We start from the raw sequence: 24,715 nt of genomic DNA, 5'->3' as shown, positions 1-24,715 counted from the left end.
AAACAGTGGCTGCCAAGGCCCCTGTCAGCCCGCCCTCCCTCACGTCCCCGACTTCAGCTCCTTCAGAACTATCCCTTGAGCTCCACTCGCTCGCGCGGACCGGCGGTCTGTTGGGGTGGCTGGGTGAGTGAACGCAGGCCATACCCGAGTGACCTATCGGACGAGCAGTGGTCGTTGACCGTGCCAGTGATCACGGCGTGGAAGGTCCGGCACCGCTCGGTCAGTGGCAGCGGGCGGCTGAAGTCCGTCGACTCCGCCCTGCACGCCCGCGAGAGGGTACGGCCGCCTTGTCTCCGAGACGGTCAACGGCCGCACCATGTCGTACACCTACGACGCCCTCGGCCGCCGTATCGGCCGCACCACCCCCACCGGCGCGGTCAGCACCTGGACCGACGACGCCGCCGGCCGCCGCACCTCCCTCACCACCTCCGGCCGCACCATCGCCTTCGAACATGACGCCGTCGGCCAGGAAACCGCCCGCCACATCGGCGACACCGTCTCCTTCACCAACCAGTACGACCCGCTTGGCCGCCTCACCAGCCAGCAGATCACCGGCGCCACGGGCAGCAGCATCCAGCGCCGCGACTACACCTACAGCGCCGACGGCAACCTGACCGGCCTCACCGACCAGCTCAGCGGTACCCGCACCTTCGACCTCGACCCCGCCGGACGCGTCACCGCCGTCCACGCCGCAGGCTGGACAGAGCGCTACGCCTACGACGCAGCTGGCAACCAGACCCACGCCACCTGGCCGCTAGGCCACCCTGGGCAGGAAGCCACAGGCCCGCGTGAGTACAAGGGCACCCGCCTCACCCGGGCCGGTTCCCTCCGCTACTCCCATGATGCGGCCGGCCGGATCGTCCAGCGCCGCAAGACCCACCTACCGGGCAAGGCGGAGGTGTGGCACTACACGTGGGACGCCGAGGACCGGCTCACCGCAGTGACGACGCCGGACGGAACGCAATGGCGGTACGAGTACGACGCGTCAGGCCGACGTATAGCCAAACTGCGGCTGTCAGCGGACGGTACGACGGTCATCGAGCGCAGCGACTTCACCTGGGACGGGCCGACACTGTGCGAGCAGACCACGGTCTCGGACGAGTCGCCTCATTCGGTCACCCTCACTTGGGACCACGACGGCCTGCGGCCGGTGGCCCAGGCGGAACGCATCATGGCGGTGGTGGCGCAGGAGGCGGGGGATGGTCAGCATGGCGCTCAGGCGGGCCCCTTGAGGGGCCTGCACACCATGGTGCAAGCGGCCGGTACGGTTGAAGCGGCTGCAGCAGTCGGTGTGCCGAACGGGGTGCACACAGCCCAGCACGAGATCGACTCCCGCTTCTTCGCCATTGTCACCGACCTCGTCGGCGCGCCCTGCGAACTCGTCGACGAGCAAGGCGGTATCGCCTGGCGCAGCCGCCGGACCCTGTGGGGCACCACCACATGGGCATCCGACAGCACCGCGTACACGCCACTGCGCTTTCCCGGCCAGTACTACGACCCTGAGAGAGGGCTGCACTACAACTACTTCCGGCATTACGATCCGGAGACGGCCCGATACCTCACCCCGGACCCGCTCGGCCTCGTCCCGGCGCCGAACCCGTCGACGTATGTCCTGAATCCGCACACCTGTACCGACCCGCTCGGCCTGTCACCGTGCCCTCCGCATCTGTTCCGCGGAACCACCACAGGTTTCGAGGGCAGCCCCGGCGTGCAGCGGCACGGCATCACACCAACCTCGTCCGACCCCGGCGTCGCCAGCGTGTTCGCGACGCAGGCCGAGCGGTTCGGCGACGCCATCGTCGAGATCTATCCGCGCGGCGCGCTGGACGGGGTCCCGGTCCACCAGGGGTACATCGCGCGGGAGGCCGAATGGCCGGTCGAGCTGAGTCCGGCGGAACTGTCGTCCCGCGCATCCGCGCAGGTGCCATCGGCGGTAGCCCGGGAGATCCTCTCCGAGATGGGCATCCACGTGCCACGCAAGATCGGCAGCGGGGACATCGATCCGCTCCTTGAATACGATGTTCCCAAGCTCACCCCCGAGTAGATCGCACACTTCGTCGAGGAGGCACACCGACGTGCTGGATAACGTGCCGGAAAAGGCAGCCCTGAGCATCGAATCCATCGAGTCCGTGACGCCGGGCGTTACCGACGCGGCGGACGACGTGGCCGTGTGCGTGGTCCGCTGCGTTGAGGGGACGGCACGGCTGGGCATGGTGTTCCAGCACCCGGGTTCCGCAGTCGGCCCGGGCACGGCCACGCCAGGGTTCTTGCTGACCGCCATTGAGTGGTACGGCAAGCAGGTCGAGCAACTGGACACCGTTCACTCCGGCAAGGTCACGCTCACGGGAGCCGGAGCGGAGACGCTGGCCAAGCGTGATGTCCTGAACTCGGCACCGCGGCACTGAACGACCCCGTCGGCCCGGCCGTCGAAGACTTCACCCTCCTGGGGGCCGGCGGGGCGGTCACCGGCCCGCTCGCGGGGGCTGCACACTGCTCATGCCAATCCAGACCGGGGCCGGCCACTCCCCCCACCTCATCCGGGGCATGGTGCGGCACAGTCCCGTGTCGGCCTGGTCTGAGGGCAGGGCGGTCAACAGCGCATACCAGCGACTCGAAGGTTCTTCTGAACCTCAGCCGACCGTCCCCTACTCCGCATTGTGCACCGGCGCGTGCATGTGCTGCGGACAGGCATGCCAGAAGCACCCCTGCACGAACACCACAGTGCGCCACCTCACGAACGTCAGGTCCGAACGTCGACGGCGCATCCCCGGAAGCGGAAGGTCAGCGCGAAGATCGACACGTCGCGAGACCTCAAGAGCCTGCCTCCACGCCTGCGGTCCCCGCGGCATGTCCGCATCCCGACCCCCGGTCCGTTCCGACGCGGGCTGCCGCGCTTCCCGGCGGCCCGGCAGGCTGACTTTTCACACAAGCAGGAGCTCAAACGACGAGATCCCGGTCAGACGGTGACCGTCTGACCGGGATCTCGTGAACCGTTCCGGGGTGAACCCGTGAACGGCCTTGCGGTGGACCTGTGGGGATTTGAACCCCAGACCCCCTCGATGCGAACGAGGTGCGCTACCAGACTGCGCCACAGGCCCTTGCAACGAGTGAAACTTTAGCACCCCCAGAGGGGTGCTTGGAAATCCGTTCCCCGCTGGTCAGCGGAGTCGGCTTCGCGAAGGGCTCACTCGTTGGCCGCGCGGGGGCGGTCGTCCTCGTCGTACTGGTCGAAGAGCGGGGTCCGGCCGCGGTCGCGGCTGCGGCGGGACTGGTTGCCGCGCTGGCGCGGCGCCGGGTCCGCCGGGGGTGCGACGGGGTGCGAGGTGCCCGTCTGGGTGGGTTCCGCCGTGCTGGAGCGCGCCGCGCTCCACGTCTCCGGGTCGTTGACCTCGACGCCGCCCGTGGCCCGCGGGGCGACCGGGGCGGTGACGTACGTGGGGAGCGGCACCGGGACCGGCTCCCAGCTGTCGCCCTGGACCCGGCCGCGCTCCCGCTGCTGGTCGACCCATTCCGCGTGGTCCGTCTGCTCGACGAGGGCGCGGCGGCCGGCCTCCTGCGGGGAGACGGTGGGGGCGGGTTCGGGCTGGGGGTGGCGCGCTTCGGGCTCCTCGTCTGGCTCGGCGGGAGCCGTCGTCGCGGGCTGGTGCCTGCGGGGGCGGTTCTCGCGCAGCCGCTGCGCCGCCATCTCGGCCCGGCGCCGGTCCATCGTGAACGCGAACCGGTGCCGCTCCTTGGCGCGCAGATGCACGATGTACGTGCTCAGCAGCACTGCCGGCACGGCGGGGGCCCACAGGAAGCCGAGCCCGCCGACCGCCGCGACGATCGCGCCGAGCGTGAAGGCCAGGAAGAGGAGGACGGTCGTACGGCGACGGCGGGCAAGGAGCTGCGAGCGCTGGGCTCGCCGCGCGCGCTCGGCATCCGCACTGGACGTGCGCGGGCGCCTTGCGGGAGCGGACCGCTCCTGGGCCGCGCGCCCCTGCGCCTCCCGGCGCTCCCTGGGCGTGGAGTCGGGCGCCTGGCGCTCCGGAGCCGGACGGCCTGACGCACGCTCCGAAGCGTGCGCCGGGTCGTGCAACCGGGCTTCCGTATGGGCCGGAGGCGCGGCAAAGGCCCGGACGTCCACGGAATCCATTCGGTCCGTGACCGCGTCCGGGTCGACGTCGGGCGCTGCCTCCTCGGCGGTGCGCTCCTCCAGCTCCTTGGCGTATCGGCGCTCCATGGCCGCCCGTCCGGACAGCAGCCGGATGGCGGTGCTGAAGCGTTCCGTCGGACGCGCTTCGTTGAGCTCGTCCTGCCGGCGAAGCCACATCGGCACCAAGTAGGCGGCCCAGGCCCCGACGATGACTGCGTAGATGAGGCCGCTGCTGCTCACGCTCACACCGTAGAGGGGTTTGCGCGGAGGCATCCGCCAATTGGCCCGGTGTGTCGCACGATCTAGCTGATATCACGGACTTTTTTTGTGATTGTTCAGATCAACAGGCGACGTTTGCGCGTCCCTTAGCGGTCAGACCACGATCAGTTTCGAACACTTATTTCATTTTGCGGGGAGTGCGCGGGGTACGCGGCCCCGACTGGTGCCAGCGCCGCAGCAGCCCCTCGGGGACCTCGTCCGCGGTGAGCGCGTAGATCAGGTGGTCCCGCCACGCGCCGTCGATGTGGAGATAGCGGGGACGCAGCCCTTCCTCGCGGAATCCGAGTTTCTCCACGACTCTGCGGCTGGGCGCGTTCTCCGGGCGAATGCACACCTCGATGCGGTGCAGTCCGACCGTGCGGAAGCAGTGATCGACGGCAAGGGCGACCGCGGTCGGCATGACGCCCCGGCCGGCGACCCCCTGGTCCACCCAGTAACCGACATGGCCCGAGCACATCGAGCCCCAGGTGATCCCGGCGACCGTCAACTGCCCGACGAGGTGGCCCTCGTACTCGATCGCGAAGGGCAGCATCCGGCCCGCGTTCGCCTCCGCACGCAGGTGGCGGATCATCTGACGGTACGTGGGACGCTGCGCCATCGGCCCGCCCGGTGCGGGCGGCGGCACGGTCGCCTCCCAGGGGCGCAGCCATTCGCGGTTGCGCCGGTTGACCTCACGCCATACGCGCTGGTCGCGCATTTTTATGGGGCGCAGGACGATCTCGCCGTCGCGGAGCGTCACCGGCCAGGTCGGGACGTTCAGCTCGGGCTCCCCGGTCGGGGGTGGTCGCCGCCGCGGAGCTGGTCGACGGCGTGCACCAGCAGACGGCTCAGGACCGCGAGTCCGTCGCGTACGCCGCCGGTGGAGCCCGGCAGGTTCACGACGAGGGTGCGGTCCGCCACGCCGGCGAGACCGCGGGAGAGGGCCGCGGTGGGGACCTTGTCGCGGCCCTCGGCCCGGATCGCCTCGGGGATGCCGGGGATCTCGTGATCGAGGACGCGGCGGGTCGCCTCAGGGGTGCGGTCGGTGGGCGAGATGCCCGTACCGCCGGTGGTGACGATCACGTCGTATCCGGCTGCCGCTCCGGCGCGGAGTGCGGCCTCCACCGGGTCGCCGTCCGGGACGACCTGCGGTCCGTCGACGGTGAACCCGAGCCCCGTGAGGGCCTCGGCGATGAGCGGGCCGCCCTTGTCGGCGTAGACACCGGCGGAGGCCCGGTTCGAGGCGGTGACCACGAGCGCGCGGTACGGGGCGGCTCCCCGACCGGTGCCGGAGCCGCTCACGCCTCCGCTCCTTCCGGCGACGGGCGCCGGTAGTCGCCGGACTTGCCGCCGGACTTCGCCTCGACCCTGACATCGGTGATCACCGCGGCCTTGTCGACCGCCTTGACCATGTCGATGACGGTGAGCGCGGCGACCGAGACGGCGGTCAGGGCCTCCATCTCGACGCCGGTGCGGTCGGTGGTCTTCACCGTCGCGGTGATCTCCACCGCGTCGTCGGCGACGCTCAGATCGACGTTGACACCCGAGACCGCGAGCGGGTGGCAGAGCGGGATCAGGTCCGGGGTGCGCTTGGCTCCCATGATTCCGGCGATCCGGGCCGTGGCGAGCGCGTCGCCCTTGGGAACGCCCTCGCCCCTGAGCAGCTCGATGACGCGCGGTGAGACGAGGACCCGGCCGCTGGCGCGGGCGACGCGCGTGGTGACGTCCTTGTCCGACACATCGACCATCCGGGCCGCGCCCGCCTCGTCGATGTGCGTCAGCCTGTTCTGCGTACTCACTGAACTCCGCCTCGCGGTAGGGCGCCGGTTGCCCGCTCGGCCCGCACCGCGGTGCGGGCCGGGGGTCCGGGGGGTGTCCCCCGGGAAGGCACAGCGGCAGACACCGTACCGCCACCGGGCGGACGTCAGCGGAGCAGGATGACCTGGGTCGTCGTGCCGGGCTCGGCGGAGGTGACGTCCTCGGGCAGCACGATCAGCGCGTCCGCCTGGGCGAGCGCCGCGATCAGATGCGATCCGGAACCACCGACAGGGGTGACGGTGCCCGCGTCCGCGTCGTACGTCCCACGCAGGAACTGGCGCTTGCCGGCCGGCGAGGAGAGCGCCTTGTCGGCGGCGAGCGTCGCGGTCACCGTCGGCCGGTGGACCTCGTCCAGGCCCATCAGCGTGCGGATCGCGGGCCGGACGAACAGTTCGAACGAGACGTAACTGGAGACGGGGTTGCCCGGAAGCGCGAGCAGAGGCGTGTGGTCGGGGCCGATCGAGCCGAAGCCCTGGGGCTTGCCGGGCTGCATGGCCAGCTTGCGGAAGTCGACACCGCTGCCCGGCTCGTCCTCGTCGCCCACCGAGGACAGGGCCTCCTTGACCACGTCGTAGGCGCCGACGCTGACGCCGCCGGTGGTGACGACGATGTCGGCGCGGATCAGCTGGTCCTCGATCGTGGCCCGCAGCGTCTCGGCGTCGTCGGCGACGGCGCCCACCCGGTACGCGATGGCGCCCGCGTCCCGGGCGGCCGCCGTCAGCGCGAAGCTGTTCGAGTCGTAGATCCGGCCGCCGGTCAGCTCCTCGCCGGGCTGGACCAGTTCGCTGCCGGTGGACAGCACGACGACGCGGGGGCGCGGGCGCACCTTCACCGTCGCGCGGCCGATCGCGGCGAGCAGTCCGATCTGGGGCGGTCCCACGACCGAGCCCGCGCGCAGGGCCAGGTCGCCGGGCTGCACGTCACTGCCCCTGGCCCGGACATGGGCACGGGCCTCGACGGGACGGTGGACCCGGACCTCGCCGCTCGCGCCCTCGGGCGCGTCGCTGTGGGCGCGCATGCCGGCGGCCGGGCCCTCGCCCATGCCGCCGTCCGTCCACTCGACCGGGACCACCGCTTCGGCGCCCGCGGGCAGCGGGGCGCCGGTCATGATGCGGGCGGCCTCTCCGGGGCCCACGACCTGATCGCCGGTCAGTCCCTCGCTGCCCGCGGCGACATCACCGATGACGGTGAGGACGGCGGGGAACTCCTCGCTCGCGCCCTCGACATCGGCGGTCCGGACCGCGTAGCCGTCCATCGAGCTGTTGTCGAAGGGCGGCAGGGCGACCTCCACCATGACGTCCTCGACGAGGACGCAGCCCTGGGCGTCCGGCAGTTGCAACTCGATGGGTTCGAGCGGCTTCACCGAGCTCAGGATGTCGTCCAGGTGTTCGTCCACCGACCAGATCGTGCTGCTCACGGGGTTACATCTCCTCGGTGACGTATCTGCGCAGCCAGGTCCGGAAGTCCGGCCCCAGGTCTTCACGTTCGCACGCGAGTCTGACAATGGCACGCAGGTAGTCGCCCCGGTCGCCTGTGTCATAGCGGCGGCCCTTGAAGACGACCCCGTGCACCGGGCCGCCGGCCTTCTCGTCCTCCGCCAGGAGCTGCAGGGCGTCGGTGAGCTGGATCTCGCCGCCGCGGCCCGGCTCGGTGTGACGCAGTATGGCGAAGACGCCCGGGTCCAGGACGTACCGGCCGATGATGGCCAGGTTGCTGGGCGCGTCGGCCGGGTCGGGCTTCTCCACGAGGCCGCTGATGCGTACGACGTCCCCGTCGGCGGTGGGCTCCACGGCCGCGCAGCCGTACATGTGGATCTGCGCGGGATCGACCTCCATGAGCGCGATGACGCTCCCGCCCTCACGCTCCTGGACCTCGATCATGCGGGCGAGCAGCGGGTCGCGCGGGTCGATCAGGTCGTCCCCGAGGAGCACGGCGAACGGCTGGTCACCGACGTGCGGTGCGGCACAGAGCACGGCGTGGCCGAGGCCGCGCGGGTCGCCCTGGCGGACGTAGTGCATGGTGGCCAGGTCGCTGGACTCCTGGACCCTGGAGAGCCGTTCGCCGTCACCCTTGCGGGTGAGCGCGTTCTCCAGTTCGTAATTCCGGTCGAAGTGGTCCTCAAGAGGACGCTTGTTGCGACCGGTGATCATCAGCACGTCGGAGAGACCGGCTGCGACTGCCTCTTCGACGACATACTGGATCGCGGGCTTGTCGACGACCGGCAGCATCTCCTTGGGAGTGGCCTTGGTGGCCGGCAGGAAACGTGTGCCGAGACCTGCGGCCGGGATGACGGCCTTGCTGATCCTGGGGAGCGACTGAGTCATGCGCTGAACCTTAACGGGTGCACATGGGCGGAAGATGAGCGTCCGGTTAACTTTGTACTCATTTATACCCATACGAGAATAGCGTGAGTGTCCGTTGAATGATGAAACTTCAGGAAAGGCGTCCCTGCGACGCGAACTGCTCGCCGCCCGGGCCCTCCTGACCTCGCGACACATCGCGGACGCCGCGGCGGCTCTCGCGTCCTCGGCGCTGGAGCTCCCTGAACTCGCCGGAGCGCAAACGGTTGCCGCGTACGTGTCCGTCGGGCGTGAGCCGGGGACCCCGGCACTGCTCGACACCCTGCGCGCGCGGGGCGTACGGGTCCTGCTGCCGGTGCTCCTCCCCGACAACGACCTGGACTGGGCGGCGTACGAAGGACCGGAGCATCTCGTCCCCGCGCGTCGCGGACTGAGGGAGCCGGACGGCCTACGCCTCGGACCCGCCGCCGTGCTCGACGCGGACGCCGTCCTGCTGCCCGGTCTCGCCGTGGACGGACGCGGGATGCGACTGGGGCGCGGGGGCGGCAGTTACGACCGGGTGCTCGCCCGGCTGTCGGCGGCGGGCGCGCATCCGGCGCTGGTCGTCCTGCTGTACGCGAACGAGGTGGTCGCGCGGGTCCCGGAGGAACCGCACGACCACCCCGTGGACGCCGTGGTGACGCCGGCCGGAGCGCGGCGCTTCACCGGAAGACGCTAAGGCTTCCTGAGCGTCAGACGGTCGACCGTGGACTGCTCCACCGCATTGGCACCGAAGGACCAGTCGAGCAGTTCCCCGTCGGCCCACTTGTCGGTCTGATCGGTGTAGTGCGAGCTGAAGGCGTGCCCGGAAGCCCCGGTGAGGTTGATCCAGCGGGACTTGTCCCAGTCCCCCACGTTCACGATCATCCGCATCGAGGGCACCCAGACGACCTCGTAGCCGCCCGCAGCGTTCCAGCCGGTGGCGTTGACCGCGGCCTCGCCGCCGCTGAGGTTCCACGGGCCCCGGTTGAGGGCCCGCTGGAGAAGAGCGGGGCCTTCGGTACCGAGGGTCTGGTTCTTCAGCGTCAGCTGGTGCAGCCGGCCCCAGCTCCAGGTGGACATGTCCTTGCCGAGCTTGGCGGTCAGCTCCCAGCGGGCGTCCTCCATGGCACGCCCGAAGAGGTCGTCGCGGCTTTCCAGCGCCTCTTCACGGCCCTTGGCGGGCACCTTCCACCACTCGTTGTCCGAGTCCTCCACGATGTTCTGGACGACCTGGAACCAGCGGTCTCCGCCGTCCGGCTGCGCCGAGTCCGCGTCACGCTTGCCGCACTCGCGTACGAGCTTCCTCTGCTCGTCCACCGGGCCCGTGCTCTTGGCCGGCGGCACGTTCAGGCAGTCGCCCTCGACGCGCAGTTCCTTGGGCAGCTTGTTGCCGAAGGCCAGCTTGAGGATGTTGCGCCACACGGCGTTGAAGTACGCGGCGGCGGCCGAGTCGGACTCCTGGGTGTAGTCCCAGCCCTCCAGCAGCTTCTGCGCCTCGCGGACGTGCTTGTCGGAGACACCGATCTTCATCAGCCTGGGCACCAGCAGGGCGGCGATCGCACTGCTGTTGTCCATCTGCATCTTCTGCATGTCGTCGGTCGAGATCTTCTCGCCGCCGTCGATCTTCTTCGCGATCAGGTCGTTGATGCGCTGGCTGCGGGCGCCGTATCCCCAGTCCTTGGTGAGCATGTGGGGGTACTTCTCGTCGATCACGGCCTGGTTGGCGGTGACGATGTAGCCGCGCTCCGGGTTGTACTCGTAGGGCAGCTCGTCGAAGGGAATCGGCTCCTTCTCCCAGCCGTACTCCGAGGTCCAGCCGGGGCTGGGCAGCGTGCCGTCACCCTCGGTGCGCACCGGGATCTTCCCGGGTGCCTGGTAGCCGATGTTGCCCTTGGTGTCGGCGTAGATGAGGTTCTGCGAGGGAACCTCGAAGTGCTCGGCCGCCGCCCGGAAGGTCTTGAAGTCCTTGGCGCGGTTGAGCTCGAAGACGGCGTCCATGGACCTGCCGGGTTCCAGCGCGGTCCACTTCAGGGCGACCGCGTACCCCTCGGCGCGGTCGGGGGCCGAGTTGGTCACGGGGGCCTTCTGGCCGACCTTCTCCAGCTCGTTGCTGCGGTCGGAGACCACCGGGCCGTTGTTGGTCTCCCGGACGGTGATGTGACGGTCCTTGCCGCCCGCGACCTTGATGGTCTCCTCGCGGATGGTGAAGGGCTTCACCTTGCCGTCGTACTGGTAGCCGTCGCCGGAGACCTTCTCCAGGAAGAGATCGGTGACGTCGGCGCCGAGGTTGGTGAACCCCCAGGCGATGTCCTGGTTGTGGCCGATGATGACGCCGGGCATCCCGGAGAAGGTGTAGCCGGCGGTGTCGTACTGGCAGGACTCCGAGACGGTCCGGCAGTGCAGACCCATCTGGTACCAGAGCGAGGGCAGCATCGGCGCCAGGTGCGGGTCGTTGGCGAGCAGCGGCTTGCCCGTGGTCGTGTGCTGCCCGCGGACGACCCAGGAGTTCGAGCCGATGCCGCTGCCGTTCGGGCCGAGCAGCGCGGGGATCTCGTCGAGGGTGTCGGCGAGCGAGGAGAGCTGGGTGCTGAGGCCCTGCGTGGCTCCCGCCGCGGTGCCGGCACCGGTGCCGATGTCGTCCGAGGGCTCGGCGGCCGGGTCGAACTCTCCGGTGACCGGGGAGATCGCGCCCTGCCCGACGATCGGCTGGTGCTTCTTGTACGGGTAGTCCGGGTACAGGTCCTCGATCTGCTTCGCGCTCAGCCTGCTGGTCATCAGGGAGCGGTCGATCTCGTCCTGCATGTTGCCGCGCAGGTCCCAGGCCATCGCCTTCAGCCAGGCGACCGAGTCGACCGGGGTCCACTCGGTGGGCTTGTAGTCGTTGGTCAGCCCCAGCGCCGCGTACTCGACGGAGAGGTCCTTGCCTTCCTTGCCCTTCAGGTACGCGTTCACACCCTCCGCGTAGGACCGGAGGTTCTTCTTGGTGGACTCGTCGAGGACGGTGTCGTACTCCTCCTGCGCGACCTGGCGCCAGCCGAGGGTGCGCAGGAAGGCGTCGGTCTCCACCTGGCCGGAGCCGAACATCTCGGAGAGCCGTCCGGACGTCATGTGACGGCGGACGTCCATCTCCCAGAAGCGGTCCTGGGCCTGGACGAATCCCTGGGCGCGGAAGAGGTCGGCGTCGGAGTCCGCGTAGATCTGCGGGATTCCGTAACTGTCGCGTCTGACGTCGACGTCGGCGTCGAGACCGTCGAGTTCGAGGGAGCCGGTGGTCTGCGGGTACGAGGCCCGCACCGTCGAAACGGACCAGAACGCGCCGTAGCCGACACCCGCGACAAGCGCCAGCACCAGGACGATCACGAACAGGCGGGCGCGTCGCCCCTTCTTCCTGCCGGGCTTCTTCGCATCGGAAGAACCGGAAGAGGCGGTTGTGTTGGCGGGCATCGCTGTCCTTCGAGGGGCAGGGTGGTCCTGGGAGTGCAGGAGCAACCATAGGCGCAGCGTGGAAGCCACTCGGACGCGGTATGGAGATGCATCCATATGCGCACCGCTCGCACGAACACTCGACCGCATCAAGGAAGCGTTAAAGATTAGGTAAGGTAACGAAGTACCGACCGCCGGCACACGGACCGGCAGGCGCACGCAGGGAAGGGACGGACACTGACAGTCCACACGCTCAACGAACTCCTGCTCGTCTGTTCACTCGTGCTGCTCGTCGCCGTCGTCGCGGTGCGCATCTCGTCACGCAGCGGGCTCCCCAGCCTGCTCCTGTACCTCGGCATCGGTGTCGCCATAGGGCAGGACGGCATCTTCGACGTCCAGTTCAACAACGCCGAACTGACGCAGGTGATCGGCTACGCCGCACTTGTCGTCATCCTCGCCGAGGGCGGTCTGGGCACCAAGTGGAAGGAAGTCCGTCCCGCCCTGCCGGCCGCCGCGGTGCTGTCGACCGTCGGCGTGGGCATCAGCGTGGGCGTCACCGCCGCCGGGGCGCACTATCTCGTCGGCCTGGAGTGGCGGCAGGCGCTGATCATCGGCGCGGTCGTCTCGTCCACCGACGCCGCAGCCGTCTTCTCCGTACTGCGCAAGGTGCCGCTGCCGTCCCGGATCACGGGTGTCCTGGAGGCCGAGTCCGGCTTCAACGACGCCCCTGTGGTGATCCTCGTGGTGGCGTTCTCCGCCGTCGGTCCCGTGGAGCACTGGTACGTACTCGTCGGGGAAATAGCTCTGGAGCTGACGATCGGCGCGGCCGTCGGTCTCGCGGTCGGCTGGCTCGGCTCCTTCGGACTGCGTCATGTGGCGCTGCCCGCTTCCGGTCTGTACCCGATCGCCGTGATGGCCATCGCGGTATCGGCTTACGCGGCGGGCGCACTGGCCCACGGCAGTGGATTCCTCGCCGTCTATCTGGCCGCGATGGTCCTCGGCAACTCCAAGCTGCCGCACTGGCCGGCCACCCGCGGTTTCGCGGACGGGCTCGGCTGGCTGGCCCAGATCGGCATGTTCGTGCTGCTCGGCCTGCTGGTCACGCCGCACGACCTGGTCACCGACTTCTGGCCCGCGATGGTGGTGGGCCTGGTCCTGACGGTCGTGGCACGACCGCTCTCGGTCTTCGTCAGCCTGGCGCCGTTCAGACTGCCGAAACGCGAGAAGGCGCTGATGTCCTGGGCCGGACTGCGCGGCGCGGTACCCATCGTGCTCGCGACCATTCCGATGGTCTCGGGGATCACCGGCAGCACCCGGGTCTTCAACATCGTCTTCGTCCTCGTCGTGGTCTACACACTGATCCAGGGACCGACCCTGCCCTGGCTCGCGAGGGCACTGAAGATCTCCGACGATCCGTCGGAAGCGGCGGACCTGGGCATCGAGTCGGCGCCCCTGGAACGGCTGCGCGGACACCTGCTGTCCGTCGCGATCCCGGCCGAGTCGAAGATGCACGGCGTGGAGGTCGGCGAACTGCGGCTGCCCGCCGGGGCGGCGGTCACTCTCGTCGTCCGGGGCGGCACGAGCTTCGTACCGGCACCGTCGACCGTGCTGCGCCGCCGAGACGAACTCCTGGTGGTGGCGACCGATCCGGTGCGCGACGCGGCCGAGGCACGGCTGCGGGCGGTCGGCGAGGGCGGCAAGCTGGCCGGCTGGCTGGGCGCCGGCGGTGAGGCCGGGAAGCCGGGTGGCGGCCACCGGGCAGGTGCGCGCGCCAAGGCCCGCGGGGGGCCGGGCCAGATCGGGCGTGGCAACTCGGGGCGTTCCGGCGGGACCGGGCCTTCCGGTGGGTCGTCCCAGGGCGGCAGCACGAAGATGCCGCATCTGTCCAAGCTCGCGAAGAAGCTCGTCAAGGGCATCGGATCCGTATCGGGCGGCAAGCGGTCCGACTCCACGAAGGCGCACCACTGATCACAGGTCCAGCAAGGGCACCTGCGCGCAATCACAGGCGCGCAGGTGCCGCTGCCTGTAGCATGAAGGAAATCTGATCGACCCAACCTGATCGACCACCTCTGCCTGACGCAGAGCTGGCGCGACCGTATGGCGGTCGTGGCGTCCCTTCGCCTCTGTAGCGAGCCGCCCGGCATCTACCGCAGTTCCGCGCGAAGAGGACAGCTCTCGGCAGCTCCCGCACGAGCCGCGCACCATGCGTGGCGGACGTGCCGCAGGAGCGAAGCCACCAGGCGGCAGAAAGGCAAGGACCGTGGCGTCCACGGTCTCCGACCGCCCCGGTTACGGACAACTGCTGCGCACCCCTGGTGCGTGGACCTTCCTCCTTCCGGGCTTCGCCGCACGGCAGCCCTTCGCGATGCTGACCATCGGCATCGTGCTCCTTGTGCAGCACACCACCGGCTCGTACGGCAGCGCCGGTGCCGTGGCGGCCGTCTCCGGTGTCTCCATGGCGGTGTTCGCACCGCAGGGCGGCAAACTCGCCGACCGCTTCGGCCAGCGGGCCGTCCTGCTGCCCGGTGTCGTGCTGCACGCCGCGTCCGTGGGGGCGCTGACAGCGCTCGCGCTGGCCGGCGCACCCCTGTGGGTGCTGTTCCTGGCCGCCGTGCCCACCGGGGCCTCCATCCCGCAGGTCGGACCGATGGTCCGGGCCCGCTGGGCCGCCGTGCTGGGGGCCGCACCCGGCCGTCCCGCCTCCCCGCTGATGTCGACGGCCGCCGCGTTCGAATCGGTCACGGACGAGTTCACGTTCGTCGTGGGACCGGTTCTCGCCACCGCGCTGTGCACCGGCGTGCACCCGGCGGCCGGCCTGCTCATGGAAGCCGCGCTGACACTCGTCGGCGGTCTGCTCTTCGCGGCCCAGCGCTCCACCCAGCCCGCCCCGCGAGCCGCCGCCACCGCCGAGGCCCCGCACAGGTCCGCGCTGTCCGTCCCGGGCGTCCGGGTGCTCGCGATCACGTTCCTCGGCATCGGCGCGGTCTTCGGCGGAATGCAGGTCTCCCTGACCGCGTTCTCCGAGGAGATCGGCCATCCGGGTGTGAACGGTCTGCTGTACGGGATCTTCGCCGCCGGCAACATGCTGGCCGGAATCGCGTGCGGCGCCATCGCCTGGAAGAGCAGCCCCCGGCGTCGTCTGATCGTCGGATACGTGGCCCTGACGCTGACCGCCTCCGGGCTGTGGGCGGTGCACTCCGTGCCGCTGCTCGCCGGGCTCGGCCTCCTGGTCGGGCTGTCCATCGCACCTGCGCTGATCAGCGGTTACACCCTGGTCGACGCACTGGTTCCGGCGTCCGCGCGGACCGAGGCGTTCACCTGGCTGACGGGCGCGGTCGCGCTCGGCCAGGCGGGAGCGGTGACCGTGGCCGGCCAGCTCGCCGACCGGCATGGCGCGAGCACCGGATTCGTGGTCCCGCTGGTGGGGACCGTGCTGGCGCTGGCCACCCTGCTGGCGCTGCGCTCGCGGCTCACCCCGAGTGCCTCCGGACGGCTGGTGGCACGTGGTGTCGGTCACCGCGAGCCGGTCACGGTGGACTGATCGAGCGGAATACGTCAGTATGGAGCGTCGTTAGCACTCATTGAGTGAGAGTGCCAGGAGGAGCAAGTGCCGACCTATCAGTACCAGTGCACCGAATGCGGCGAGGGCCTCGAGGCGGTGCAGAAGTTCACCGATGATGCCCTGACCGTGTGCCCGAACTGCGAGGGACGCCTGAAGAAGGTGTTCTCGGCGGTCGGCATCGTCTTCAAGGGTTCCGGTTTCTACCGGAACGACAGCCGCGGCTCCTCGTCGAGCAGCACGCCGGCTTCGTCGCCCTCGAAGGCGTCCGATTCCGCTTCGTCCTCGTCCTCGACGGGTTCGGACTCGAAGTCGACGGCGTCTTCGTCGTCCTCTTCCTCGTCGTCCGCCGCGGCTTCGTCCGCACCGGCTTCGTCGAGTGGTACGTCGGCTGCCTGAGCCCTCGTACGGACACGCTTCAACGGGACCCCGCCGATCATCGGATCGGCGGGGTCCTCGTGTTGGCCCCAGCGGGGCACGCAGGGCCTAGTGTGACTGCATGGTTAACGCAGAAGCTGGTGCAGAAACGGGTGCAGGGACAGGGAAAGCGGCCGACGCCGGGGTGGATGGCGCGGACATCGGTGTGATCGGCGGCTCGGGGCTGTACTCCTTCCTGGAGGACGCCACCGAGGTCCGTGTGGACACCCCGTACGGGCCGCCCAGTGACTCCGTCTTCCTGGGCGAGGTCGCCGGACGCCGTGTCGCGTTCATGCCCCGCCACGGACGCGGCCACCACCTGCCGCCGCACCGCATCAACTACCGGGCCAATCTGTGGGCCCTGCGCTCGGTCGGTGTGCGCCAGGTGCTCGCGCCGTGCGCGGTGGGCGGGCTGCGGCCGGAGTACGGGCCGGGGACGCTGCTCGTACCGGACCAACTGGTGGAGCGCACCAAGGCCCGTACGCAGACGTACTACGACGGTGAGGTCCGCGCCGACGGCGTGGAGCCGAACGTGGTCCACCTCGGCTTCGCTGATCCGTACTGCCCGCACGGCCGCAAGGCCGCCCTCGCGGCAGCGCGCGGACGGGACTGGGACGCCGTGGACGGCGGAACGCTGGTCGTGGTCGAGGGACCGCGCTTCTCGACCAGGGCGGAGTCGCGCTTCCACGCGGCCATGGGCTGGTCGGTGGTCGGGATGACCGGACACCCGGAGGCCGTGCTCGCCCGCGAACTCGCGCTCTGTTACACGACGTTGACGCTGGTGACGGACCTCGACGCCGGCGCCGAGGCCGGCGAGGGCGTCTCCCACGGGGACGTGCTGAAGGTGTTCGCCGCCAATGTGGACCGGCTGCGGTCGGTGCTGACCGACACGGTCGCCGCGCTGCCGAAGGACGCGGACCGCGACTGCGCCTGCGCGCACGCACTGGACGGAATCAAGACGGGGATCGAACTGCCGTAGTCGCTCGGCCCCGGCCCGTGGGGCTGGTGAGGCTCGCCCTCGGCCGTGGGGCCGGTGTGGCTCGCCCCGGCCGTGGGGCCGGTGTGGCACGTGTGGGTGCCGGAGATTTCCACAAGCTGTGCGCTGTCCACAGGGCCCAGCGGGATTTTTCCGGACGGTGGATCGTGAGGGGAGTTCGGCGGGACAACCCGCCGGGCTCCCCTCGTTGTTCTTCCCTCCGACATCCACCAGGGATGTCCGTCACGGCAGGTGGTGCAGCCATGTCCTCCTCGTCCACGCCCGACGTACGAACGCCCCCGCTCTCCTCCGCCGACGCACGGACCCGTGCGTGGTCCCACGCACGGCACCCGTGGCTGCCGGTGGTGGCTCCCGCGCCCTGCGGGGTGTCTCCGTTCCCTCCGCTGCGGGTGCGCGGAGGTGGCGCACACCGGCTGCGGCGAGCGTTGCGGAGGCAGCGTCGCGCCATGGCTGCGGGGCTCGCGCTGACCGCTGCCGCGCTGGCCGCTTCGGGGCTGAGCGCTTCGGGGTTGAGTGCTTCGGGGCCGGGTGGTGAGGCGGGTGCGACGGCGGGCGTGCCGGGAACGGCGGAGCGGCAAGCGCGCCTGGTGTCGGCTCCGGTCCGGATCGCCGACGCGGCGACGGTCCGGCTGCTGCGGCCCGGCGACCACGTCGATGTGATCGCCGCCGACGACGCGGACTCCGATGCGCGCGTGGTGGCGAAGGGAGTACGGGTGGCCTCCGTTCCGCGCCCGGCCGGGGACACGGCCTCGGACGGGCTGCCGGGCCAGGGGGGCGGCGCGCTGGTCGTGCTGTCCGTGGAGCGTGACATCGCGACGGCGCTGGCCGGCGCCGGGGCCTCGGGGCAGCTGGCTGTGGCGGTGGCGCATGCGCATTGATGTCCGGCGTCACCCAGGGCCTGGAGGAGTACACCTCCTGCCTGAAGGACCCCTGCACCACGAATCCGAGGGCCCGCGCGACGGAGGGCGTCGAGATCCTGTGGGGGGGCGGTGCTCAGCGCGGCGCTCAGCTTGAAGGAGATCCGGGAAGCGCTTCTGGTGCAGCGCAGGGGTACGGCCGACGGCGGTGCGGCCGGCAGCGGTACGACCGGCAGCACGAGGGCCGACGATCAGCACGGCAGTCGGCGCGGCCCGCCGTAGCGGAGCGGGGAGGGGCGCGGCGGCGGGGCTCAGATGTGGTGAGGCGGCTTCTCGTCGAGGAAGCGCGCCAGATCTGCGGCGCTGCCGCCGCTCGGAGTCCGCTCACCCCACCCTCGGTCCGTGTCGTCCGAGGACTGCCGGTCCAACGGATCGTCGAAGACGAGAGCCGACGTGGGTTCGGGCTCCTGCGGCGGCTGCTCCTGCTGCTGCTGCGGCTTCGAATCTCGCGGTCCGTGGGCGGGGGCGGTGCTCATGTTTCCAGGATACGGCGGTGGTCAACGGTCCTTCGGATCGAGCAGCCACAGGCCGAGAACCGCGAGGAACGAGAGACAGAGAAAGCCGGCGCCCCACCAGGCGGTACCGGTGTTGCCTTCCATCCACTCGTCGACGACGACCGTCAGGCCCCAGAGCTGGCCGATGACCACGCTCATCGCGAGCGTCAGCCTGGCGGTCAGCTTCGCGGAGCGCTCGGGTTCCTGGTCGGTTCCGGCGCCCGGTCCCGGGCCGGTGTGACGGACGCGCGAGTCGCCGTATCCGCTGGTGGGGCGGATCTGCGGATACCGCTCGTGGACGGGCCGGTTCAGCTCGGGGCGGGCACTGCCCGGGTGGAAGTCCGGATACCACAGGCCCTGCGGTGGTCGCGGGCTCTGTGCTGGCTGTGGGCTCTGTGCTGGCTGTGGGCTCTGAGGGTCGGGGGGCTGATGAGGTTCGGTCATGTCCGCCTGCCAGAGGTCTCGGCTTCGGTGGCACCCGTACGGGACGACGCGGCCCGGGGTGGTGACTCGGCGCCGCCCCCGGTGCCCGGGCAGCCGATCCGGGCGGCGAGGCCGGGGTCGTCCTTACCGATCTGCCGGCACAGACCGTCCTCGATGCTCTCCCCGGAGCGGGTCGTGGCGATGGCCCACACGCTTCCGTCGGGCCGCTCGGTGAGCACGACCTTGGGCAGTCCTCGCGGGGGTGGACCTGCGGTGACCTCGCCGGTCCTGGCGTCGAAGATGCCCTCGTGGCAGGGGCAGTACAGCTCACCCTCCGTACCCCGGTCCTTACGCCAGAGCACGGCACAGGCGAGATGGGTACAGATAGCGGAGTAGCCGACGAGGGTGCCGTCGTTGAGCCGTACGGCGACCGCCCTGTCCTCGTCCCCCGGGTAGCGGAAGGCGATGGACTCACCGGGCAGGAGCTCCTGGGTGACCTTCTTGGGCTCCGGCTGCTTGCCGTCCGCCTCGTCCCCGTGGCGGTGCAGGATGCCGCCGGCCACGCCGAGCCCGCCGATCGCGAGGCCGCCTGAGACTGTGGTGACGATCCGGAGATAGTCGCGCCGGGTGGTGAGGGAGTCCGCGGCGATCCTGTCGTGGAGGGCGTCCCTCTCGTCGCCGGTACGCCGGTCGCCGCCGGGCTGCTGGTCGGTGACGCTCATCGGCGGACGTCCTTACCGTTGATCTCGACGACGGGAAGGCCGCCGGGCACGGGCCACTGCACCTTCTCGGCGGGAACGACCATGGCCACCCCGGTCCGGACCTCGGTCTCGCCGAACACGAAGGTGTCGGCGACCTGCACACCGGGGCGCTCGGCCCGGAGCTCGTCGACCGTTCCGTAGAAGAGCGCGCCCGTCGGGCAGACGGTGGCGCACATGGGGGCGAGCCCGTAGGCGGTGCGGTCGTAGCAGAGGTTGCACTTCATCTGGAGCTTCGCCTGGAGGTCGATCTTCGGGACGCCGAAGGGGCAGGCGTTGACGCAGTTGGCGCAGCCGATGCAGCGGGTGGTGTCGGCCTGCTGCACCACCCCGTCCGCGGTGATCAGGATCGCGTCGGCGGGGCAGACCTCGGCACAGGGGGCCACCGGGTCCTCGCAGTGCATACAGACCGTGGGGAGGGAGGCGACCGACTGGCCCTCGTCGGTGTAGTCGAGGTGGATCATCGACTTGCCGCGGTGCGAGTCGCACTCGCGGCAAGCGGAGACACATGCCTGGCAGCCGATGCAGCGCCCGGGGTCGATGAAGATCGTCTTGCCCATCATGCGGGCCTCAGCTCCTCTCCGATGTGCCACGGCCCTGGGGGGTCGTGGGCGGCAACGGATCAGTACGGGAGACCTGCGTCTCCGGATAGGCGACATGCCCGGGGGCGACGGGCGGCGCGGGGACTTCGTCGATCTGCGCGGCGTGCTCGATACGGCAGGCGCACACCTTGTACTCGGGGATCTTGGAGCGGGGGTCCAGCGCGTCGATGGTGAGGGCGTTGGCCGCGGTGGGGACCGGCCAGTGGTACGGGATGAAGACGGTGTCAGGGCGGATCGCCTCGGTGACCAGGGCGGGGAAGACCTCGCTGCCGCGCCGGGTGACCACGCGGACCGGTTCGCCGTTGCGGAAGCCGTGGGACGGGTGGATCTCCGCCCAGGGGCGCGGGGTCTGTTCGACGAGGGCGCCCAGACGGCGGGTCTGGTTGCCGGAGAGGAAGTGGGCGACAGTGCGGCCGGTGGTCAGGGACATGGGGTGTTCGTCGTCGTACGGGTCCATCGGCGGGTGCCACTCGACGACCTGCATATGGATCTTGCCGTCGGGGTGGTAGGTCTTCCCGTCCTCGAAGAGCCGGGGGGTGCCGGGGTGATCGGTGGTGGGGCAGGGCCAGGCGATGCCGCCGGTCTCCTCCAGCCGTTCGTAGGTGATGCCGTAGTAGTCGTTGACCGTGCCTGCGGAGGCGATCCGCAGTTCGTCGAAGAGCTCGCGGGAGTCGGCGAACGCGAACTTGTCGCCCGCGCCGAGGCGCCGGGCGAGCTCGCACATCACCCAGGTGTCGGTCCGCACACCGGGGGGCGGGTCCTGGGCCTTGTTGTGCTTGACCACACGGGCCTCGGCGTTGGCCATCACCCCTTCGTCCTCGGCCCAGGTGGTGACGGGGAAGACGACATGCGCGTTGGCAGCGGTCTCGGAGAGGAAGAAATCGAACTGGGCGTGGAATTCCGTGGCGTCGTACCCCTCCTTGACCACCTTGTAATTGGGGAGGGAGACGAAGGGGTTGTTGCAGATGCCGATCAGTCCGCGGATCTCGCGGCGCTGCATCTGCCAGACCATCTCCATCATCGAGGTGCCGGCCTGCGGGAGTTCGGACTCCTCGATGCCCCAGATCTCACAGATCTGCCGGCGGTGCTCCTCGTTCATGATCGAGCGGCCACCGGGCAGGAGGTCGGACTTCTGGCCGTGCTCCCGGCCGCCCTGTCCGTTGCCCTGGCCGGTGAGGGTGCCGTAGCCGGCGCCCGGCTTGCCGATGTGTCCGGTGGCCGCGCAGAGGTTGATCACGGTGAGGCAGTTCTCGACGCCCTGCGAGTGGTGCTCGATGCCCCGGGCGTGCCAGGCCATGGCCTTGGGGGCGCGCGCGAAGGTGCGGGCGACCTGGACGATCTGTTCGGCGGGGATGCCGCAGATCTCGGCGGCACGGGCGGGCGGGTACTCGGCGGCCTGCGCGCGGACCTCGTCCCAGCCGGTCGTGTGGGCGGCGAGGTACGCCGTGTCGGTGAGGCCCTCCTCGACGACCACATGGAGCACGGAGTTGAAGAAGGCCGAGTCGGTTCCGGGCTTGAGCGCGACGTGGATGTCCGCGGTGCGGGCGATCGCGGTCTCGCGCGGGTCGATGACGATCAGGATGGCACCTCTGTCCCGGGCTCCCCAGACGTACTGGGTCAGCACGGGGAAGCACTCGCCGATGTTGGAGCCCGCGATCAGCAGGCAGTCGGTGAGGAGGATGTCGGAGAAGGGGTTGCCGGCCCGGTCGATGCCGAAGGCGAGCTTGTTGGCGCCCGCGGCACTCACCATGCAGAGGCGCCCGTTGTAGTCGACATGCCGGGTCTTGAGCGCGACCCGGGCGAATTTGCCGACCAGATACGTCTTCTCGGAGAAGAGGCTGGCGCCGCCGAGGAGTCCGAAGGCGTCGTTGCCGTGGGCCAGCTGGATGCGCTTGATCTCGGAGACCGTGAAGTCGAGCGCCTCGTCCCAGGAGACCTCCTGGAAGGCTTCGTCACGGGACCGGCGCATGAGCGGGGCGGTGAGCCGGTCGGGGTGGTTGACCTGCTGGTAGGCGTTGATGCCCTTCGGACACAGGCGCATCCGGTTGATGTCGTGGTTGCGGGGCTCGACGCCGAAGACCTTTCCGCCCCGGTCGACGCGCAGATACATCCCGCACTGGACCCCGCAGAAGCAGCAGTGCGTGGGGACGAGCGTCTCGCCGTTCTGGTCGGCGTGCCACTGGTCGGCAGGGATCCCGCCCGCGTCGCGGAAGCCCCTGGTGCCGGGGGGCGCGAGCGAGGGGTCGAGCGGGACGACCGTACGACGGCCGGCAGCGGGTGTGTCCGCGGTCACTTGAAGCCCTTCTTGACCTGGGAGAGATAGGCGCTGCCGCGCAGCACCCGCTTGCAGCGCGGGCAGTACTCGGCCCACTCGTCGAAGCCGAGACGGAGGTCGCGCATGGTGCCGCGCAGGTTCTCGACGTACGGCGCGGTGTCGATGGGTTCCGCGCAGCGGCGGCAGACGAAGACCTTGTCGTCCTTGCGGCCGGTGTACTTGAACAGCTGCATCCCGACGGCCGCCGGGCGCTGCACGATGTGGAAGAACTTCCCGAACGGGATGTAGATGAGGGTGAAGACCACCGACACCATGTGGAGGATCGCCAGGAACTGGTAGCCGCCGCCGTGCAGGAAGATCGAGGAGAAGGTGAGCAGCAGGCCGGTGACGGAGATGGCGATGAGCGCGATCAGCGGCACCATGTCGTAGGCGAAGCGCTGACCGGTGCCCGCGCCGCGGTCCTTCATCCGGCGCCAGAGGAAGTACGAGGCGCCGGGGATGACGAGCACGGCGGCGATGTCCAGGCCGTGGAACATCAGCCAGCCCAGGATGTTCAGCGCGTCGAAGCCGAGGACCTTGAAGCCCCAGATACGCATCTCGTAGCCGGGGCCCGAGCCGTTGCCCGAGGTGAAGGTGAACCAGCCCCAGGTCAGCGGGAAGGTGATCAGGGAGGCCAGGACGCAGCCCCAGAAGATCAGCTGGTGGGCGGCCCACCGGGCGTGCGACCGGGCGCCGAGGAACTTCTGGAAGCCCAGATAGGTGGCGATCATCTTCGGCAGGGCGGTGGGGGCCTTACGGAAGTTGTCGACGGAGAAGAGGCTGCGCCGGCCCTGTGTGAAGAGGCGCCGGGCGCCGGGCGCGGAGATCCACACCGTGTAGCGGTAGGCGACACCGAAGGCGAGGAAGACGGTGGCCACGGCGTACGGGAGGAGGGCCGAGTCGAAGTTCCGCAGCAAGCGGCTGCCGAGCACGATCCCGATGATCAGCAGAACGGAGACGGCGGCGCCGGCCGCGGTCGCCCGCGCGGTGACGGAACGCGGGCCTCCGGTGGCCTCGGGCTGTTCCGGGCCGGGGGTGGACAGCGGGGCGTCGGCCACGCCTGGAGACCCGGTACGGGCACCGGAGGCGGGTGGCTCCGCGGAAGCTTCTGATGGCTCGGTCACCCGGCCACCGTATGACCGCTGGAGGCGATCGGCCCTGTTTTGTGTGGTTATGGAGTGAGCGCGTCGTGCGGGCACCGGGCGGCGTCCACCCCCTCACGAGCGCCACGGGCAGGCACTCAGGACGGTCCGACTCGCCCTCGACGCAAGGAAGTTCACCCGAAGTACCCGAAAAGTCCCGGGAACTTTCCGCGAGTGCCCTACGTTTTTCCGATCCCCGGTCACGATGTCAGACCCAGGGACTACGTTAAGCACGCACCAAGTCACACGCGGCGACGGCCTGGAGACAGCACCTTGAGCGATCCGTACGAGACAACCGAGCAGCACCTCGAGCGACTCCTGCGACGGGCCCTCAACTCTTTCGACCTGCCCGACAGCACGGTCGATCGGCTCGGATGCGCGCTCGCGCACAGCAGTTCCCTGCATTCCTCCCACCACAGCTCGGTCCTGCACCGCGAGACCTACCGGCACACCTATCTGCTTCCCGACGGCTCCGCGCTCACCCTCTGGGAGCTCGTGCACAGCGGCGGCCGCGACATCACGGCCCCCCGCCGCCACGAGCTCTACGACGACGAGGGCGACGCGCACGTCGCGGCGGTGCGGCTGGCCGGCAGCTTCTCCGACGCGCCGGCCTTCGGCGACGAGAGCCCGCACGGCGACCTGGAGATCCTCACGGTCCTGATGTCCGCTCCCCCGGTCCCGCTGCCCCGGATGTACGCCCCGGACAACTCCGCGGACCACGCGCGCCGGGTCCTGCGCCGCGCGGAGAACAGCGACCGGCCGGGCGAGGAGACCGCTCGTCTGCTGCGGGCCGCCTTCGCCCACCACATCACCCAGATCTTCGGCCGCCAGTGCCGCGTCGACGGGCGGGACGCCGGTTTCACGCTCTACGAGCACGCGTTCCTGCTCCTGGACGGCAGCGAGACCTGCCTCTGGGTGGTCGAGCACACGGCCACACCCGATGGCCGTCACATGTGCGAGGTGTACGGGGACGAGCACGCCGCGCGCCAGGCCATGGAGAGCCGCACGCGCATCTGCTGACGCGCGCTGTGACGCAGGACGGTGTGACGCAGGACGGCCCGTGAGGGGGCCGCGGGTGGGGCGGCCGGGGCGGCCGGGGGGGTGGGGTGGCGGTGAGGGTGTGGGGGGGGGCGGCCGGGG

Annotated in this window: 21 protein-coding genes, 1 tRNA gene and 2 pseudogenes; 10 read left to right on the top strand and 14 right to left on the bottom strand. The window is 70.1% G+C overall.

The genetic code is table 11. From position 1 onward, the window contains the following. Positions 1–123: 123 nt before the first annotated feature. From ACFWSK_RS11955 to ACFWSK_RS11945, 3 genes and pseudogenes are all read left to right on the top strand, one after another. Positions 124–228 (top strand): annotated as a pseudogene (locus ACFWSK_RS11955) (IS5/IS1182 family transposase); the annotation flags it as partial. A gap of 52 nt (positions 229–280) precedes the next feature. Beyond that, positions 281–2,044, top strand: a pseudogene (locus tag ACFWSK_RS11950) (RHS repeat-associated core domain-containing protein); the annotation flags it as partial. 31 nt (positions 2,045–2,075) lie between these two features. After that, positions 2,076–2,405 (top strand): hypothetical protein, encoded by a 330-nt coding sequence (locus ACFWSK_RS11945; RefSeq protein WP_383783754.1) that lies wholly within the window; start codon positions 2,076–2,078, stop codon positions 2,403–2,405. A 619-nt stretch (positions 2,406–3,024) separates the two neighbouring features. Here the strand turns inward: ACFWSK_RS11945 and ACFWSK_RS11940 are convergent. The 7 genes from ACFWSK_RS11940 to galU all read right to left on the bottom strand — a co-directional run bounded on the left by ACFWSK_RS11940 (position 3,025) and on the right by galU (position 8,532). Next, a tRNA-Ala gene (locus ACFWSK_RS11940) sits at positions 3,025–3,098 on the bottom strand. A gap of 86 nt (positions 3,099–3,184) precedes the next feature. Then, a complete protein-coding gene (gene glpR, locus ACFWSK_RS11935; RefSeq protein ID WP_383783753.1) occupies positions 3,185–4,405 on the bottom strand; it encodes a gephyrin-like molybdotransferase receptor GlpR in 1,221 nt (406 codons plus the stop codon). Between the two features lie 124 nt (positions 4,406–4,529). After that, on the bottom strand, positions 4,530–5,150 hold the full coding sequence (locus ACFWSK_RS11930; RefSeq protein ID WP_383783752.1) for a GNAT family N-acetyltransferase: 621 nt from the start codon (positions 5,148–5,150) through the stop codon (positions 4,530–4,532). 17 nt (positions 5,151–5,167) lie between these two features. Beyond that, positions 5,168–5,692: a molybdenum cofactor biosynthesis protein B gene (locus ACFWSK_RS11925; protein WP_383783751.1), complete on the bottom strand. Its 525-nt coding sequence runs from the start codon at positions 5,690–5,692 to the stop codon at positions 5,168–5,170. Further along, complete coding sequence (moaC, locus tag ACFWSK_RS11920) at positions 5,689–6,189, bottom strand: cyclic pyranopterin monophosphate synthase MoaC (RefSeq protein WP_383783750.1); 501 nt, start codon at positions 6,187–6,189, stop codon at positions 5,689–5,691. The genes ACFWSK_RS11925 and moaC overlap by 4 nt, the downstream gene beginning before the upstream one ends. 125 nt (positions 6,190–6,314) lie before the next feature. Next, complete coding sequence (gene glp, locus ACFWSK_RS11915; protein WP_383783749.1) at positions 6,315–7,625, bottom strand: gephyrin-like molybdotransferase Glp; 1,311 nt, start codon at positions 7,623–7,625, stop codon at positions 6,315–6,317. Between the two features lie 4 nt (positions 7,626–7,629). Further along, positions 7,630–8,532, bottom strand: a complete 903-nt coding sequence (gene galU, locus ACFWSK_RS11910) for a UTP--glucose-1-phosphate uridylyltransferase GalU (protein ID WP_383783748.1) — start codon at positions 8,530–8,532, stop codon at positions 7,630–7,632. 94 nt (positions 8,533–8,626) lie between these two features. On the opposite strand from galU, the gene ACFWSK_RS11905 reads away from it, so the two are divergent. After that, positions 8,627–9,226 carry a 5-formyltetrahydrofolate cyclo-ligase gene (locus tag ACFWSK_RS11905; protein ID WP_383783747.1) on the top strand — a complete coding sequence of 200 codons (600 nt, stop codon included), beginning with the start codon at positions 8,627–8,629 and terminating at the stop codon, positions 9,224–9,226. Here the strand turns inward: ACFWSK_RS11905 and ACFWSK_RS11900 are convergent. After that, positions 9,223–11,973: a penicillin acylase family protein gene (locus tag ACFWSK_RS11900; RefSeq protein WP_383783746.1), complete on the bottom strand. Its 2,751-nt coding sequence runs from the start codon at positions 11,971–11,973 to the stop codon at positions 9,223–9,225. The genes ACFWSK_RS11905 and ACFWSK_RS11900 overlap by 4 nt on opposite strands. A 261-nt stretch (positions 11,974–12,234) precedes the next feature. On the opposite strand from ACFWSK_RS11900, the gene ACFWSK_RS11895 reads away from it, so the two are divergent. From ACFWSK_RS11895 to ACFWSK_RS11875, 5 genes are all read left to right on the top strand, one after another. Then, positions 12,235–13,920: a potassium/proton antiporter gene (locus ACFWSK_RS11895; RefSeq protein ID WP_383783745.1), complete on the top strand. Its 1,686-nt coding sequence runs from the start codon at positions 12,235–12,237 to the stop codon at positions 13,918–13,920. Between the two features lie 292 nt (positions 13,921–14,212). Further along, positions 14,213–15,493 (top strand): MFS transporter, encoded by a 1,281-nt coding sequence (locus ACFWSK_RS11890; RefSeq protein ID WP_383783744.1) that lies wholly within the window; start codon positions 14,213–14,215, stop codon positions 15,491–15,493. Between the two features lie 66 nt (positions 15,494–15,559). Further along, the gene (locus tag ACFWSK_RS11885) at positions 15,560–15,910 is read left to right on the top strand and encodes an FmdB family zinc ribbon protein (protein ID WP_383783743.1); all 351 of its coding nucleotides are present in this window, start codon (positions 15,560–15,562) and stop codon (positions 15,908–15,910) included. Positions 15,911–16,010: 100 nt separating this feature from the next. Beyond that, entirely contained in the window at positions 16,011–16,907 is an 897-nt protein-coding gene (locus ACFWSK_RS11880; protein WP_383783742.1) for an S-methyl-5'-thioadenosine phosphorylase, read from the top strand. 407 nt (positions 16,908–17,314) lie between these two features. Further along, complete coding sequence (locus tag ACFWSK_RS11875; protein ID WP_383784025.1) at positions 17,315–17,803, top strand: RcpC/CpaB family pilus assembly protein; 489 nt, start codon at positions 17,315–17,317, stop codon at positions 17,801–17,803. A gap of 290 nt (positions 17,804–18,093) precedes the next feature. Here the strand turns inward: ACFWSK_RS11875 and ACFWSK_RS11870 are convergent, their stop codons facing one another. The 6 genes from ACFWSK_RS11870 to ACFWSK_RS11845 are packed head-to-tail and all read right to left on the bottom strand — an operon-like array spanning position 18,094 to position 23,557. Further along, positions 18,094–18,318, bottom strand: a complete 225-nt coding sequence (locus ACFWSK_RS11870) for a hypothetical protein (RefSeq protein ID WP_383783741.1) — start codon at positions 18,316–18,318, stop codon at positions 18,094–18,096. A 21-nt stretch (positions 18,319–18,339) separates the two neighbouring features. After that, on the bottom strand, positions 18,340–18,780 hold the full coding sequence (locus tag ACFWSK_RS11865) for a hypothetical protein (protein ID WP_383783740.1): 441 nt from the start codon (positions 18,778–18,780) through the stop codon (positions 18,340–18,342). Further along, positions 18,777–19,481 (bottom strand): Rieske (2Fe-2S) protein, encoded by a 705-nt coding sequence (locus tag ACFWSK_RS11860; protein WP_383783739.1) that lies wholly within the window; start codon positions 19,479–19,481, stop codon positions 18,777–18,779. The genes ACFWSK_RS11865 and ACFWSK_RS11860 overlap by 4 nt, the downstream gene beginning before the upstream one ends. Then, positions 19,478–20,080: a 4Fe-4S dicluster domain-containing protein gene (locus ACFWSK_RS11855; protein ID WP_383783738.1), complete on the bottom strand. Its 603-nt coding sequence runs from the start codon at positions 20,078–20,080 to the stop codon at positions 19,478–19,480. Before ACFWSK_RS11855 ends, ACFWSK_RS11860 begins: the two co-directional genes overlap by 4 nt. Before the next feature lie 7 nt (positions 20,081–20,087). After that, the gene (locus tag ACFWSK_RS11850; RefSeq protein WP_383783737.1) at positions 20,088–22,412 is read right to left on the bottom strand and encodes a molybdopterin oxidoreductase family protein; all 2,325 of its coding nucleotides are present in this window, start codon (positions 22,410–22,412) and stop codon (positions 20,088–20,090) included. Beyond that, on the bottom strand, positions 22,409–23,557 hold the full coding sequence (locus tag ACFWSK_RS11845; protein ID WP_383783736.1) for an MFS transporter: 1,149 nt from the start codon (positions 23,555–23,557) through the stop codon (positions 22,409–22,411). The genes ACFWSK_RS11850 and ACFWSK_RS11845 overlap by 4 nt, the downstream gene beginning before the upstream one ends. A 291-nt stretch (positions 23,558–23,848) precedes the next feature. On the opposite strand from ACFWSK_RS11845, the gene ACFWSK_RS11840 reads away from it, so the two are divergent. Continuing rightward, on the top strand, positions 23,849–24,595 hold the full coding sequence (locus tag ACFWSK_RS11840; RefSeq protein ID WP_383783735.1) for a DUF6227 family protein: 747 nt from the start codon (positions 23,849–23,851) through the stop codon (positions 24,593–24,595). The last annotated feature ends 120 nt before the right edge of the window (positions 24,596–24,715 follow it).

It is taken from the genome of Streptomyces sp. NPDC058620 (assembly GCF_042717135.1).
Classification (GTDB): Bacteria; Actinomycetota; Actinomycetes; order Streptomycetales; family Streptomycetaceae; genus Streptomyces.
Note: the sequence above shows the minus strand (reverse complement) of the source record. Positions and strands in the feature narration are given on the sequence as shown.

Coding starts and splice junctions, on each gene's coding strand:
- glpR (WP_383783753.1), bottom strand. CDS start 4,405: ATGCCTCCGCGCAAACCCCTCTACGGTGTGAGCGTGAGCAGCAGCGGC.
- galU (WP_383783748.1), bottom strand. CDS start 8,532: ATGACTCAGTCGCTCCCCAGGATCAGCAAGGCCGTCATCCCGGCCGCA.
- ACFWSK_RS11900 (WP_383783746.1), bottom strand. CDS start 11,973: ATGCCCGCCAACACAACCGCCTCTTCCGGTTCTTCCGATGCGAAGAAG.
- ACFWSK_RS11880 (WP_383783742.1), top strand. CDS start 16,011: ATGGTTAACGCAGAAGCTGGTGCAGAAACGGGTGCAGGGACAGGGAAA.
- ACFWSK_RS11870 (WP_383783741.1), bottom strand. CDS start 18,318: ATGAGCACCGCCCCCGCCCACGGACCGCGAGATTCGAAGCCGCAGCAG.
- ACFWSK_RS11865 (WP_383783740.1), bottom strand. CDS start 18,780: ATGACCGAACCTCATCAGCCCCCCGACCCTCAGAGCCCACAGCCAGCA.
- ACFWSK_RS11860 (WP_383783739.1), bottom strand. CDS start 19,481: ATGAGCGTCACCGACCAGCAGCCCGGCGGCGACCGGCGTACCGGCGAC.
- ACFWSK_RS11855 (WP_383783738.1), bottom strand. CDS start 20,080: ATGATGGGCAAGACGATCTTCATCGACCCCGGGCGCTGCATCGGCTGC.